A 13765-nucleotide genomic window follows, 5' to 3' on the forward strand; every position below is an offset into this window, starting at 1 on the left:
TGGTAAAAGCATGATCAATCAAGGCCTCGTAAGTGATCCAACACCTCTTGTTCCGATGATAAGACTTTGCATCCATATTTCTTTTCCGCGTCAATTTCTTTCGTTTGTAAAAGGTGCTGAAGACTAGCCTCGGTCAGAAATATGTCGAAATAGGGTAAAGCAAGTGTTGCATGATGAAAGTCTACGACATCTCCCTTTTTGAATTTCCTTTTCGCATCAAGACGAACCGCAGCATGGAGCGAACATGAAATCTCAATTGTCGGAAATTCATTTTTAATTTTTTTCTCTTTGAATCCTTGAAAGATGAGGTTTTTGAGCAGCTCCCCTCCTTCCGTTGATACTTCTTTTGAAACCCTTTCTCCAGCTCCATTCCTACGCGCAAATTCAACAGTATAATCACCTATAGTTTCACTTAAATGATCCAGCGTTCCTGCCACCTCGTCAATAAACAGTTTTTCAAAAGTGTCCTCAGATGCTTGATGCTCAAACTTTCCTTTCGTTAGTATTTCCGAAAGCTTGATATTCTCTTTCTGCTCTTTGCCATCGGAAAGGGGAAATATCTCAATCATCTCCGATAATTTAATTGACCATAAAAAATCAAACATTGATTTCTGAAATGCCAGTGCTAGCTTAGGTGGAATTGGCGAGTTCTTAAGTGATAAATGCATACCACCTGCGACATAAACAACTTTCGTCCACACCAACTGCCCGATTTCATATAACTCTGAGTCTTGGTTGTAACATCTAGTCATTAGATGCATCAACTCAGCTTTGAACACTTCTGAGAGTGGACGAATAGTAGTACCCTCGCTAAATTCATCTATCATCTCTGCGGTTGCGTTTCGCGTCACTGGATCAGATTGATACATAAGCTCAGAAAATATTGAAAAACTAATTGGACATATTGTAGATCCAGATTTTCTGAGACGCCGTAACTGATTTACGATCTCAAGGTTTAGCGGATTTTGAGAGCGATTAAGGTAAACATCTCGAACAAATAACCAATACTTTGTATCAAGATAGATGCGACGCATATTTAAAAGTGACTCACCGAGATCCAGCCGATTTTTTCGAGTATAGGTTTCTATATCACCTGTGTCATTTTCAAGATGAAATTGAAATGTATCAGGCTTATCTTTTAACCATGGGAAGGGTGGCATATCCATAATCACTATCCAACTCTACTACAGACATATTCAGAAAAGAACACCTTCTGTTTAAGACACAATTATTTTTAAATAGTTCGTCCTATAACGATATAGTCCGGTGTTAAAGTTATGCCTGCTAATCCATCAGTTTAACAGTTTTTCTATCCGTGTGGCAGAGCCGTTCTGGTAAATGGGTGGTGTTTCTGGTGTTGGTTTTTACCGGCGGCTAGCGCCTTGCCGCTCAGGGTTGGTGGGGGTTTGCTGATCACTGGTGGTGAGGTGCGTGTGCCGTCTGTTGGGATGGTTTCAACCGGGGCTAACGCCCTGCGGCTAATGGGGCTTTCCGGTTGGTGAGTCCCCCAAAACAAGATCCGTTGTTTGTCTGTTGGTTGGGTTCATCTTATCTTACTCAGGGTTTTGTTTTCCGTTCGAGCAGCAAACCCTGATACCCGGCGGGGATCAGGAGTTGGTTGTTCCAGAAGCGGCAGGCGCCGGGGTGGCCTTTGAGATGATACTCGCGGACGGGCTTGGGATGTTCGAGGTCGGTGATGTCGAAGAGTTCTACCTTTTGGTCCGGGCGGCGGGAGAGGGCCAGTTGTTTGCCGTCGGTGGTGGGGCGGCCGCGGAGACGATGGCCGGGAACTGTGATGGCGGGCAGCCGGCTGACTTCGCGCTGGTCGCCGGGGTCTAGCAGTTGCAGCTTGCCGTGTTTGACGAGCAGCAGTTTGTCGCCCAGCAGACAGACGCCGTCGGTAAAACTAAAACGCCGCTCGTCGGGTGTGTTGCCCTGGTAAACGAGTTTCTCGCCGGAGACGTCGTACCAGGCTGGTCCGCTGCGGTGCCAGTAGGCGACCAGGTAACGGCCGCCAAGCAGTTCGGGGACCAGCTGATCACCGTAGAACAGGCCGACCTGCGAGTCCTTCAAGACCACACGGGGGTGGGCCGGATCCTGGACGTCGGCAATCTCCACGGCGGAGCTGCCCCAGTGATATAAGGCGAACCGCCCGGGGGCAGGACAGGCGACCTGTTTCACATTGCGGTTCTTCAATTTGAGCCGACCGATCTCGGTCAGTTTGAATTCGGGGCCGATGTCATAGATCGCGAGTCCGGCGTCGTTCTCGGCGGCGTAGAGTCGCGAACCGGAAACGGCCAGATGCATGACCTCGCCTTTACCTTTGGTCACGCTGACCGGCTCCAGGGTTTTGCCGAGCTTCACCGCATGAATTCCGGCGCTGCCGCAGGCCGCCCAGGCGATGTCGCCCACAACGGTCGCAGAGCGGACCTGGCCGCCGGGCTGGTAGGTGAGGAAACGGGGATCGCCGGTTTTGCCTTGAGCGGCTTTCAGTTCGGGTGCCCGGTCCTGTTCGGGGATGACCGGAGTAGCGAGGCCGGGCGCGGGAACGACGTAGAGTCCGGTGAAGATGCCGGCGGCGTAGATCACTCCCTTGCCGAGAGCGATGCCGCCAACGGGGTCGGGTGTGTTGTCACTCTTGGACCGGGGCGGGAGGACGGCGTGGGCGACGATCCGCGGCTGCTTGATGTCGTGAATATTGACGACGAAGAGTCCGTTCCAGGTGTCGGCGACGACACAGTGATCGCCGGCGACGCGGGCGGTCCACATGTCGTTCGTGATGTGATAGGAGGCCGGGAACTTGACGCGGGAGACGAACGTCGGCTTTTCGGGATCGGCGACATTAAAGATTTCGAGTCCGTGCCCTTTGCCGTCATCGCGGCTCCCCCGCGAATGGTGTCCGGTGGCGGCGAAGCAATAGTTACCGCGGAGGCAGCCGCCGTCGCCATAACCGTCGAGGGGGGTTTCACCAATGATGGTGGGCTGACGCGGGTTGCGGACATCGGCGATGACGAGTTTCCGGGGCGCCCAGTCGCCGATATAGAGGATGCCGTCGCGGGACCAGCAGGACTGGGCTTCTCCCGTTTTCAGCATGCTGACATGTTGCGGGGCGCGGGGGTTGGAGACGTCGATGATTTCAACGCCGTACTGCCGCGTGGCGACGAACGCCAGAGAGCCGGAGACGCAGATGCCGGTGGCCATCTCGACGGTGTCGTAGTGGCTGAGGAGTTGGGGTTTGTTCGCATCGGAGATATCGACGAGCCAGAGTCCATCCTGGCGGGCCGTGATATAGGCGATGTTGTCTTTGATAAAGAGCTGGCGGGTGTTGCCCAGTCCGGAGAGTTCGCCGAGCGGAACCGGTTTTTCAGGCTGAGTGATATCGAGCACATGAAACTTACCGCGCCCGGTGGCATAGAGCCGGTTGCCTTCAACAGCGACCGCCTGGCAGGCATCGATGCCGTCGACCTTTTGGGGTGTCAGGGCGGAGCCGTAGGTGTCTGTGGTGTTTGAAGCGGGGGAGTGTGCGGCGGGGAGGGATTTGGAACCTGCGAGAATCGCCAGGGCTATAAAGCAACACAGGAACGCGAATGTCAGGAGGCGTGATTTCATGGAAGTGTGCTTTGCGGGAGTTTTGTGACTGAGTAACGGTATCTGAATTTGATTATGTGGGGCGGTAAGGGCTTTGTCAAATTGTCTGGTGGTCGTGTCAGCTGATCACTGTTTGCGCACTGTTGGGCAAGCCAACAGATGGCACCCCGTCGGGTTATCGAGGTGGGAAGTTTATGGGGATGTTCGATTGTTTTCTCTATCAGTTTCCTGCTCGCGATGCTCGCCCCGAATTGCATTCGGGGTTACCCGTTATCTGGTGGTGGACAAGCCCAATACTGTTCGGCTCACTATTGGCAGCGGATCTTTATTTCTAGATGATTTCTTACTGGATGGAATTCAAAGGGTAGAAAAAAGTGCGCCTCGAATCATGAGCAATCATCTGGAAACAGAAACGTCTCAAAACTCCGAAACGTTTCAGGGCCTTCCAGATACTTCCGGCTTTTTGAGTCGTCGATGCCATGTTGCTCAAGCCACGTTTGCAACTTGTCCAAAAGAAGATTTACCGCTTCAATTCGAGTAATCAATTGTCTGTCGACGAGAGGCCGAAGTTGAGAGACCTCAACATCCGCTAAGAGAAAATGCTCGACTTCTTGAAGCGTCACCAAGCCAGTATCTTCAACAAACTGAAGCTGCTTTCGCACAGTACCAAGACTGTCTGATCTTTTTTCGTTCACCGCTCAATTCCTGGAGGTTGGAGTAAGTTAAAAAATCTAATCTGTTTTACCTTTCTGCACAATATTCTTTTGAGCAGTAAGATATATATTTGAATATGTCAGTATAGGTGGTAATAATCAATCTAAAAGCTGTCGAATTTAAATTACAGAATTTTACACTCCAGGGACTTCAGATTTCAGTAACCAAAAATTCGTATCTCTTAGTTGGAGAAATTGAGCTATGAGAATGTCAGCCTCGATCTTTGATAACGTGAGACAACCCGGAATTTATGAGAACCTCGAGCAATCAACTAATGGCGATGAAAATAATATGCGTAGATCTGTTCTTGCACGGCTTAGGCTAGACGATCTTTTGACGAATATTTCATTGGGAACTGAATCACGAATTGTATGGTCGATTTCAGATACGATTGACGGTCGACTTTTCACGCTTTTCCCACCGCATGAGTTGAATGGAATCGACTTTGAGATTTTTTGTCGTCCCGATATCGCTAAAACAGAATTAGATAAAATTGTTCCAAAGGTGCTACGTTCATGGATTCAGGATGAAAGCGGTAATGGGAGACCTGGTGGATTCCTTGCTCTAGGAGAGTCGATACACCGCCATGTGGCTCAAGCACTTAGTGAAAAAAGAAAGCTGAATATTCAAAGTCTCCGAGATGCGAGAGATGTTGTGAAAAACATTGGGATTCCACAACCAGAAAGAGATAGATTGGTCGAATTATGGGAACGGTGGGATTGGGCAATCAGAGAACGAAAAGTAACCCTGAGCCCATGGAGGGGTAATGCAGCTTCTGCTGAGCCGTTGCTCCGTACTTTTTTGAGGAAGTTTGAGTCGAGCAGGAGAATCCCTGAGTTCTCCCTCACTGAATTTGGGACTGAAATCTTTCGCAGAGCGCTCGATCTTCTGAAGCGTAATAACGGAAGACGAGATGCACCATTCAAATTCCTGTTAGATCAAATCGAAGTACATGAAGATTCGGAGCAAGAAGAGATACGAGAAGTTCATAGACTATTTCAGTATTATACATTCTTTGCGATCGCAAAATCGAATGTCGCATCACCCGAATTCACAGCAAAACTCTTTGAGAATGACATCGCATTGTCAAACGATGAACTTGATCGAATCGAATCGAATGATGAAAGAAGACATCCGATCAACATGCATGCAAGTATTGTTTCCGGTCTTGGTGGTATTGATGCATCAGACTACACGGCAGTCAAAGCTGAAGTTAGATCAAAAATACGCGATGGAATTGAAGAATTCGAGAAGAGCAAGGGGGTTGACTCATCAAAATTACACGCTGCCTTGGACTTCCTGGCCCAGGAAATTGGTGAGAAATCAGTTGATTCCGAAGGTGGAATTTTCCGTAGTATGACTCTACCGATAGCGGGTGCTGCGTTAGGAGCAGCTACTTCGACTACCTTAGATTTAATTGTGAACCCAGATGGTGGTGACCAATGGCGTCAAGTTTGGATAGGGATGGTTGGCGCTGGAATTGGTACTAGTACTGGGCTAGCTGTTGACGAAGTGGGTAAGCAACTAGGAAAAAAATATGACTATGGGTTGTTGAGGAAGTCATTGGTTAAATCCATTGAAACTGAACTGCGGGAAAGACTAACCAGCTAGTTCGGTAAGCGATTTCAGAGAAACAGCCTACTCACCTCGGAAAAAGATCTAGTTTTTCTTCATATTTTGTAGGTGCAGACTCATCCCCCACCGGTTCGCAATGTGTATCTCCCCTACTTCGTGACACGCGAGTATGATCCTTCACCGGTTTCTCAGAGGAAGATTTTATTCGTTTCCGGGAGTGGCTGCTTTTTAAGCCGGGCCTGTTCTGGATCTCTTTGGGGATAGCGTTGTTTTTTGCAGGATGAGTTTTTGTCATGGATGCGGTTTCTGTTTTTGTCTGGTGGGTTGTGGGGCTGACTGTAGTGATGTTGTATCCTGGGGACGGGCGCGACGCGGACAAGTGGGAATCGGGAAAGGAGCCACTTATGAAGTCCCATGATCACAGTGTGATCTCCCGGGATGTGTCGCTCATGTCTTCTGAAGGCGATCGATGCGATGGGGTGCATTGGGAAGTAGTGGGACTGAATTTGGGGAAATGTGGCTCTACACAGGGACTTTTATGGTGCGGATTTCTTCAGGGTGCGGCGTGTTCAGCGGTGCAAATCCTGTTTGCTCGCGCGCGCGACGCTATCTCCGCATGTTCGGGATCGGCGCGGCACTGTCAAGCAGCGTTCAAACACTACAAAACAGGTTTTTTTTTGAGAACTCCCAAAAATCGAGCCGGCTGTTTACAGGACCGAGATGCGACAAACCATGACGCATCCATGCGATTCGTTCAACCGGGAATTCGCATGAATCATCCCGGTGCCTATGTGACGTCTGCGATGTCCTGCATTGTCAGCACCGACCGCAGTTCCAGGTTTTCACCCTGGAGCGCTTCGGCTCCCCCTGTCTGGCGGTCGATCACACAGACAGCGCAAACCGGCTCGATGCCAGAGGAGCGGAGTTTTGCTAAAGCGTCCAGAATCGCACCGCCCGACGAAACGACATCTTCCACCAGCACGACTTTTCTGTCGGTCAGGTCGATGCCTTCTGCGTATTTGCAGGTGCCGTATGTTTTGGCTTCTTTGCGGATGAAGGCGGCGGGCAAGCCGGTCACCTGGCTCAAGACGGAGACGACTGGTATTCCGCCCATCTCCAGTCCGGCGAGCACTTCGGTTTCGGGCGGGAGCAGGTCGGCCATTTGTTCGGCAATCTGCTTCAACAACACCGGATCGGATTCAAACAGATATTTGTCGAAGTATGTGTCTGAGGTCGCGCCGGAACGGAGTGTGAATGTTCCCGAAAGTTGCGCACAGTCTTTGATTTGTTTTGCGAGCGGCGATCGATTCGACATGCGCGGCCTCTTCCTGAAGTCAGCAGTGACGCCGAGAATCGTTACGCGGATCGCGATTCGTCGACGGGGATCAGTTTGGGAATTGGAATCTGCAGGCCGACAACGCCGCCATGCTTTTTCTGCAGCGTGGAGAACCGGCATTTCAGAAACGCGTACAACGCCGGCGGCGGATTCAGTTTTAAATATTGTTTCACCAGGACGGCCATGTGGGCGTCGTATTCTTTCTGGCTGTGTGAGTGTACGTGGTAGTGGCCTTCCAGGCGGCGGATGTCGCCGTCGAACGCCGGGCTGATGTGATACAGTTCGTGGACGACGGTGATCAGTTTTTCTTCCAGCGAATGATTCAGAAAACGGGGCAAGTAAAATGTCAGGATATACAACATCTCCTGCTGATCCTGATAGATGCGTTGCACGGTCCACTTGCGGCCGTACCGGGTTGTCTGGAGATCGCCATTTTCGAATCGAAGCGGCGTGAGTTTGGCCTGCATGCCATAAGGCACATTGCGGCGGGCCTGTGCGAAAGCGACCGCGATACGATCCATATCCACGTGATGAAATTCCGGGAGCCGCCGGGAGATATCGACACACAGATCGTACATCGCATGACTGAAATTAAAAGGTTGCTTTGAAGACATGCTGCGCCAGAATCCTTTCCGCTACAACGTTACAACGACTCGAGTTCGAGTCGCAGTCTGCCTGCCGTCCGGATTGAGCCGGGCATTGCTGATCATCGTTTCTCCGGACGTAAAAAAAGCTAAGAGCATGATTGAAATACTCTTAGCTTCAGCATGTTAGCGAGAATCCTAAAATCAGGAAAGTCGAATTTTTCGACCCGGCTTACGCCTCTTTCTCTTTGTCTTCTTCGGTATCGGTTGCTTCGGCAGACTCTTCAGCAGCGGTTTCTGCTGATTCATCGGCAGGAGCTTCTTCTTCCGTCGCGGCTTCGGGTTCTTCGGTGGCAGCTTCGGGTTCTTCGGTGGCAGCTTCGGGTTCTTCGGTGGCAGCTTCCGAGCTGGTATCGAGCGAAGCAGATCGTTTGGTTGGTTTAACACGATCACGTTCGCCGACGAATTCGATGATGGCCTGCACTCCGGCATCGCCGAGACGCACGGTAGCGAGACGGACGATGCGAGTGTATCCGCCGGTCCGTTCTGCGAATCGTTCTGCGATTTCATCGAACAGGATATCGACGGCTTCGTTATCACGCAGATCAGCGAAAGCACGGCGACGATAGTTCAACGCGGGCGCCATGGCCTGGTTCCACTGAATCCACTGATCCGATTCACGCCAGGTCTTCCACTCGCTTGAATTCTTGTCAGCCGAGGTCGCGAACTGAGCTGCATTTTCAATATGCGGCTGCGCTTTCTTGGCCAGTGTGATCAGCTTTTCGATGAACGGACGCAGTTCCTTCGCCTTTTGAACGGTGGTTGTAATCCGTCCTGAGACTTTAGGAGCATTTTCTGCTTCCTCATCAATTCGCACGGTCTTAATGAGGCTTACCGCCATATTGCGGAACATAGCCTTACGGTGTGATGCATTGCGGCCGAGTTTTCGGCCTCTCATTCGGTGTCGCATGTCTTAACTCTGAATTCTTCTGATTGCTAAGAGTAAATGACTCGTTGTTTATATTCTGGTAACGCGAAATCAATCAGGATTAACGCGATTGTGATGAAGAGTTCGGGATTTTCATCCCCAGACGCAGACCGATTTGACTCAGTCTTTCACGGACTTCAACCAGTGTTGTTTCCCCGAAGTTACGAACGTGTAACAAGTGATCTTCCGACTTGCCAACCAGATCGCGAACCGTATTGATTCCTTCTGATTCGAGGCAGTTGGTTGCACGCACGGAAAGATTCAGCTCAGCCAGACTCTGGTTGAGTTTTTCTTCCAGCTCCAGATCGATGGGAGCGTAACCGGTTGTATCAAGCATTCCTTTGAGACCACCTTCGGGCGGCATTTCCGGACCTGGCTCGCGGTATGTAATAAACGGGTTGAGGTGTTTCCGGAGAATCTTGGAGGCTTCTACCAGAGCCATGTCTGGTTTGACAGTTCCGTTGGTCCAGATTTCCAGGATCAGTTTATCGTAGTTGGTACGTTGACCGACGCGGGTATCTTCAATCCGGTATCGTACACGAACGACGGGAGAGAATGTCGCGTCGAGTGGAATGACGCCGACTTCGACTTCATGCTGTGAATGCTCTGAAGCAGGAGAGTAACCACGGCCGTTTTCAATAGTCAGTTCCATGTTGAGTGGAACGTCATCAGTCATGGTGGCAATCACCAGATCTTTGTTGATGATTTCAACCTGGTCATCGGTAATGACATCAGCGCCGGTCACTACGCCACGCTCATGCTTTTCGATTCGCAGCGTTTTGGAGGTCGAGCTGGAGTTCTTGACGATCAGGGATTTCAGGTTCAGACAGATCTCAGTAATGTCTTCAACCACACCGGGAATCGTAGTGAATTCGTGCTGGACGCCTTGAATTTTGACACGAGTCACAGAACTGCCTTCCAGACTGGAAAGCAGAATACGACGTAAACTGTTGGCAATTGTTGCACCGAATCCACGCTCGAATGGTTCGGCTACAAACATACCATAAGTAGATGTCATTGTGTCCCGGTCAGGGATGACACGGCTTGGTAATTCCAGTCCTCGCCAACGGATTCGCATTGAAATAATCTCCAAAGAACACAGCAATTAGAACCTGATTTTGCAATCTTCGTTCTAGTGATTTATTGTAATCCAACCTGTTTTGCTTACGCAAAATATGTTTTATATCGTCTGTAAAGTAACGATTCAGACTCTTCGTTTTTTCGGTGGGCGGCAGCCATTGTGAGGCAGCGGTGTGATATCTTCAATTGCCCGGATGGCAATACCCGCTGTCTGCAGACCGGTGATCGCACTTTCGCGACCGGAGCCAGGACCTTTGACGCGAATCTCCATCTCTTTCACACCAAACTTCGATGCTTTTTCTGCACAGATTTCTGCTGCTCTCTGAGCGGCAAACGGTGTGCTCTTGCGGCTGCCTTTGAAACCGGATGTTCCAGCAGTGGCCCAGCAAAGCACATCGCCGTTGAGGTCGGTAATTGTGACAGTGGTGTTGTTAAACGTTGCTTTGATGTAAGCAATCGCTTTCGTGATGTGACGTTTCACTTTTTTTCGTTTGACTTTAGCCACTCTGCAACTCCTGATGTTTCTGTCAGCATGGATTCAGAAACTGAAACACATTATTTTGGGATGTTGATTCACGTCGCAGTAACTTACAGCGACATTATTTTTATTTCTCTGATCAGCTCGTAACCAGGTCCGGAACATTCGAAATGTTCTGGTCTAGTGTCGTGCGTCTTTAACACCTTTTTTACCAGCAACAGTTTTCTTGCCACCCTTGCGAGTACGGGCATTGGTTTGCGTGTTCTGTCCACGAACAGGCAGACCCCGACGATGGCGAATGCCACGATAGGACTGAATATCTCGCAAACGGGCGATATCCTGTTGAGTGGATCGACGCAATTGCCCTTCGACTGAATATTCCGTATCCAGCAGATTCACAATCCGACTTAACTCATCATCGGTCAAGTCTTTTGCTTTGAGCTGAGGATTGATTTCTAGTTTATGGCAAATATCAAGTGCCGTCACGTTTCCGATTCCATACAAGTAGGTCAGGGAAACATAAACAGGCTTATCATTCGGAATATCAACACCGAGAATACGAGGCATTTTATTTCACTCCGCTGGATGTAAAAACTGAGGTCAAATCAAAAAGACGTAATGCGAGACGATTACCCTTGTCGCTGCTTATGACGTGGGTTGGAAGAGCAGATCACGTACACGCGACCTTTTCGTCTGATGACTTTACAGCTTTCACAAATCCGCTTAACACTAGCTCGGACTTTCATCGTACTACGATTTCTCTATTAGTTTGGTTCATGATTTTCGAGAACACAAAAGCAATTCTGAACTGCTCTCTCCGTGTAACTCGTGTAAATTTAAATAATTACGCCCATTAAATGAGCAAACTCCGGCTTCGTATCAAACCTGTACAATTTCCGAAGCGGAGCGAATCAGGAAATTATAAACGTCGCATGCCTGAATCGACAAGCGAAACACCCCTTTTTTGGTGAATTTCGCGATGACTGGCCCGTTTATTCTTTACAGATCGCTCTCAAGTAGTCCTGAATAGTTCCGCATCACCAGATGGCTGTCAATTTTATTGACCAGATCGAGCACCACAGAAACCACAATCAGTAATCCGGTTCCACCGTAAAAACTCGCCACCAGGAAGTCGACACCCAACCAGGTCGAAACCATAGTCGGAATAATCGCTACCAGTGACAGAAACGCTGCCCCTACATAGGTAATTCGTACCATTACCTGTTCGAGATAAGCGGCAGTTCTAGCCCCTGGTCGATAACCGGGGATAAAAGAACCGTAGTCTTTCAGATTTTCTGCCATATCTTTCGGGTTAAATGTAATCGCCGTCCAGAAGTAACAGAAGAAGTAAATCAATACCACATAAGACATTGTGTAAACAAAGCCACGGCTCATTGGTTGAAAGGCTTCATCCAGCATTGCCCAGAAAGTAATCGTGGGCCAATATTCGCTGATGGCATGAAACAGGAAATAAGGGAACATCAACAGGCTGGAGGCAAAGATGATCGGCATCACGCCTGCCTGATTGACTCGTAGCGGAAGTGACTGACGTTGACCGCCGGAAACCCGTCGACCACGAACATGCTTGGCACTTTGAATTGGAATCCGCCGTTGTCCTTGTGTGATCGCAATCACCCAGACCACCACGAAGACAAACACCAGAGCAAGAATCAAAAGCCGGTCAATCCCGGTATCTGTCCCTAAGGCAATTCCCTTCTCGAAGGCAGGTTCGATCAGACTCCAGCCCGCTTGAGGCATCCGAGCCAGAATTCCGGCCATAATCAATAAACTGATCCCGTTCCCAATTCCGTAGGCGTCGATCTGCTCACCGATCCACATCAAAAAGACGGTACCGGTGGTCATGGTAATCGTAGCTACCATCTGATAGTAGAAGCCTTGATAGCCATCCAGAATCAGACTGGTTCCAGAGCCAAAGCCCCCCGTCAGTGTTCGAATCCAGAAGTAACTTTGCACCAGACAGATAATGACTGTTGCATACCGTGTATACTCATTAATTTTCTTCCGGCCTGCTTCGCCTTCTTTCTGAAGGCGTTCCAGAGGAGGATAGACCGTCCCCATGAGCTGGAAGATAATGGAAGCCGAGATATAAGGCATAATGCCCAAGCCAAAGATCGTGCTCTGGCCAATATTTGAAGCAGAGAACAGAGAGATGACCTGTATCATCTGTCCGAGTCCGCCTTGCTGATTTTGTAAGTCTTTTAGTGTTTCGGCGAGTTGCGCCTGATCCACAAAAGGCAGGGCAATCCAGAATCCCATGCGATAAACGGCGAGCAATCCCAGTGTCAGCAGGATTTTATTACGAAGCTCGGGAATTTTGAACAGAACTAATAATTTAGGGAGCATGGGTCGCGATCCTTTGTGTCATAATTCAGCAGAAGCGTTTGTTTGATCTACTTCAGACCCGTTGAACAAAATAAACTATATTTTAACTGCTGAAATCAAGTCCTTGAATGAATCCACTTATGACATAATTCGACTGACAGCGCCCCCGGCAGCTTGAATTTTTTCTTCAGCTGACTGGGAAAACAAATGAGCGGCCACTGAAAACTTTTTGCTGAGATCGCCGTTACCTAAAATTTTCACCTGATCGAAACGTCCTTTCGCCAGACCTTTGGCAGCCAGAATTTCGGGTGTAATTTCAGTACCACTTTCAAATGCCTGTTCTAAAGCCGAAACATTCACAACAGCCACTTTCTTGGCGAACTGCTTGTTGTTGAATCCTCGCTTGGCAACACGCAGCGCTAACGGGGTTTGTCCCCCTTCAAAGCTGGTACGACGTGATGAACCAGAACGGCTTCCATATCCATTATGACCACGGGTCGAAGTTTTGCCATGTCCTGAACCAGGTCCACGCCCAACTCGCTTCCGTTTTTTATTCTTTTTAATTCCGCGATGTACATCATCAATAATCATTAGACTTCTACTCCTCTCAAACGTGCAACATCTTCCCGGGTTCGCAGTTTTGAGAGTCCATCAATGGTCGCTTTCACGACATTGATCGGATTATTGGAACCACGACTTTTTGTATAAATATCTGTAATGCCGGCAGCTTCTACAACGGCACGCACACCAGCTCCGGCAATAATACCGGTACCAGGACGAGCTGGTAAGAGCAATACGCGAGCAGATCCATATCGTCCCACGACTTCATGCGGGACGGTGTGTTCCACGATCGGCACCTGAACCATGCTGCGGTTCGCCTGCTTCACGGCTTTATCCACTGCCAAAGGTACTTCGATGGCTTTTCCATATCCCCAGCCAACACGACCTTCTTTATCACCAACCACAACCAGTGCTGTAAAGCTGAACCGACGGCCCCCTTTAACCACACAGGCACAGCGGCGAATTTGAATGACTGTTTCTGGCGTTTGCTTTGTACCTTCTTTTGACACGGTATCTTC

At 49.4% G+C, this 13765-nt stretch carries 14 protein-coding genes; 1 reads left to right on the top strand and 13 read right to left on the bottom strand.

Annotated elements, in window-relative coordinates:
• Nucleotides 1-14: 14 nt before the first annotated feature.
• From Enr17x_RS26735 to Enr17x_RS26745, 3 genes are all read right to left on the bottom strand, one after another.
• The gene (locus tag Enr17x_RS26735; RefSeq protein ID WP_145313102.1) at nucleotides 15-1166 is read right to left on the bottom strand and encodes a hypothetical protein; all 1152 of its coding nucleotides are present in this window, start codon (nucleotides 1164-1166) and stop codon (nucleotides 15-17) included.
• Nucleotides 1167-1557: 391 nt separating this feature from the next.
• Complete coding sequence (locus tag Enr17x_RS26740) at nucleotides 1558-3609, bottom strand: LVIVD repeat-containing protein (RefSeq protein ID WP_145313104.1); 2052 nt, start codon at nucleotides 3607-3609, stop codon at nucleotides 1558-1560.
• 365 nt (nucleotides 3610-3974) lie between these two features.
• Nucleotides 3975-4283: a hypothetical protein gene (locus Enr17x_RS26745; protein WP_145313106.1), complete on the bottom strand. Its 309-nt coding sequence runs from the start codon at nucleotides 4281-4283 to the stop codon at nucleotides 3975-3977.
• Between the two features lie 226 nt (nucleotides 4284-4509).
• Between Enr17x_RS26745 and Enr17x_RS26750 the strand changes: the two genes are divergently transcribed.
• Nucleotides 4510-5913 (top strand): hypothetical protein, encoded by a 1404-nt coding sequence (locus tag Enr17x_RS26750; protein WP_145313108.1) that lies wholly within the window; start codon nucleotides 4510-4512, stop codon nucleotides 5911-5913.
• A gap of 751 nt (nucleotides 5914-6664) precedes the next feature.
• Here the strand turns inward: Enr17x_RS26750 and pyrE are convergent.
• The 10 genes from pyrE to rpsE form a co-directional block, all read right to left on the bottom strand.
• Entirely contained in the window at nucleotides 6665-7192 is a 528-nt protein-coding gene (gene pyrE / locus Enr17x_RS26755) for an orotate phosphoribosyltransferase (protein WP_145313110.1), read from the bottom strand.
• Nucleotides 7193-7233: 41 nt separating this feature from the next.
• A complete protein-coding gene (locus Enr17x_RS26760; RefSeq protein WP_145313112.1) occupies nucleotides 7234-7827 on the bottom strand; it encodes a putative metallopeptidase in 594 nt (197 codons plus the stop codon).
• Nucleotides 7828-8029: 202 nt separating this feature from the next.
• Nucleotides 8030-8767 (bottom strand): bL17 family ribosomal protein, encoded by a 738-nt coding sequence (locus Enr17x_RS26765; protein WP_198000827.1) that lies wholly within the window; start codon nucleotides 8765-8767, stop codon nucleotides 8030-8032.
• A 79-nt stretch (nucleotides 8768-8846) separates the two neighbouring features.
• Nucleotides 8847-9863, bottom strand: a complete 1017-nt coding sequence (locus tag Enr17x_RS26770) for a DNA-directed RNA polymerase subunit alpha (RefSeq protein WP_198000828.1) — start codon at nucleotides 9861-9863, stop codon at nucleotides 8847-8849.
• A 126-nt stretch (nucleotides 9864-9989) separates the two neighbouring features.
• Nucleotides 9990-10370 (bottom strand): 30S ribosomal protein S11, encoded by a 381-nt coding sequence (gene rpsK / locus Enr17x_RS26775; protein WP_145222044.1) that lies wholly within the window; start codon nucleotides 10368-10370, stop codon nucleotides 9990-9992.
• 153 nt (nucleotides 10371-10523) lie between these two features.
• The gene (gene rpsM, locus Enr17x_RS26780) at nucleotides 10524-10910 is read right to left on the bottom strand and encodes a 30S ribosomal protein S13 (RefSeq protein ID WP_145313114.1); all 387 of its coding nucleotides are present in this window, start codon (nucleotides 10908-10910) and stop codon (nucleotides 10524-10526) included.
• 62 nt (nucleotides 10911-10972) lie between these two features.
• On the bottom strand, nucleotides 10973-11089 hold the full coding sequence (rpmJ, locus tag Enr17x_RS26785) for a 50S ribosomal protein L36 (RefSeq protein WP_144980856.1): 117 nt from the start codon (nucleotides 11087-11089) through the stop codon (nucleotides 10973-10975).
• Between the two features lie 253 nt (nucleotides 11090-11342).
• Nucleotides 11343-12707 (bottom strand): preprotein translocase subunit SecY, encoded by a 1365-nt coding sequence (secY, locus tag Enr17x_RS26790; protein ID WP_145313116.1) that lies wholly within the window; start codon nucleotides 12705-12707, stop codon nucleotides 11343-11345.
• Between the two features lie 117 nt (nucleotides 12708-12824).
• On the bottom strand, nucleotides 12825-13277 hold the full coding sequence (rplO, locus tag Enr17x_RS26795; RefSeq protein WP_145313118.1) for a 50S ribosomal protein L15: 453 nt from the start codon (nucleotides 13275-13277) through the stop codon (nucleotides 12825-12827).
• Nucleotides 13277-13756, bottom strand: a complete 480-nt coding sequence (rpsE, locus tag Enr17x_RS26800) for a 30S ribosomal protein S5 (RefSeq protein WP_145313120.1) — start codon at nucleotides 13754-13756, stop codon at nucleotides 13277-13279. The genes rplO and rpsE overlap by 1 nt, the downstream gene beginning before the upstream one ends.
• Nucleotides 13757-13765 lie beyond the last annotated feature (9 nt).

The organism is Gimesia fumaroli (assembly GCF_007754425.1).
Lineage (GTDB): Bacteria > Planctomycetota > Planctomycetia > Planctomycetales > Planctomycetaceae > Gimesia > Gimesia fumaroli.

What these genes read in the sequence shown, in the direction of transcription:
- Enr17x_RS26735 (WP_145313102.1), bottom strand. Translation starts at nt 1,166, where the DNA reads ATGGATATGCCACCCTTCCCATGGTTAAAAGATAAGCCTGATACATTT.
- Enr17x_RS26740 (WP_145313104.1), bottom strand. Translation starts at nt 3,609, where the DNA reads ATGAAATCACGCCTCCTGACATTCGCGTTCCTGTGTTGCTTTATAGCC.
- Enr17x_RS26750 (WP_145313108.1), top strand. Translation starts at nt 4,510, where the DNA reads ATGTCAGCCTCGATCTTTGATAACGTGAGACAACCCGGAATTTATGAG.
- pyrE (WP_145313110.1), bottom strand. Translation starts at nt 7,192, where the DNA reads ATGTCGAATCGATCGCCGCTCGCAAAACAAATCAAAGACTGTGCGCAA.
- Enr17x_RS26760 (WP_145313112.1), bottom strand. Translation starts at nt 7,827, where the DNA reads ATGTCTTCAAAGCAACCTTTTAATTTCAGTCATGCGATGTACGATCTG.
- Enr17x_RS26765 (WP_198000827.1), bottom strand. Translation starts at nt 8,767, where the DNA reads ATGCGACACCGAATGAGAGGCCGAAAACTCGGCCGCAATGCATCACAC.
- Enr17x_RS26770 (WP_198000828.1), bottom strand. Translation starts at nt 9,863, where the DNA reads ATGCGAATCCGTTGGCGAGGACTGGAATTACCAAGCCGTGTCATCCCT.
- rpsM (WP_145313114.1), bottom strand. Translation starts at nt 10,910, where the DNA reads ATGCCTCGTATTCTCGGTGTTGATATTCCGAATGATAAGCCTGTTTAT.
- rpmJ (WP_144980856.1), bottom strand. Translation starts at nt 11,089, where the DNA reads ATGAAAGTCCGAGCTAGTGTTAAGCGGATTTGTGAAAGCTGTAAAGTC.
- secY (WP_145313116.1), bottom strand. Translation starts at nt 12,707, where the DNA reads ATGCTCCCTAAATTATTAGTTCTGTTCAAAATTCCCGAGCTTCGTAAT.
- rplO (WP_145313118.1), bottom strand. Translation starts at nt 13,277, where the DNA reads ATGATTATTGATGATGTACATCGCGGAATTAAAAAGAATAAAAAACGG.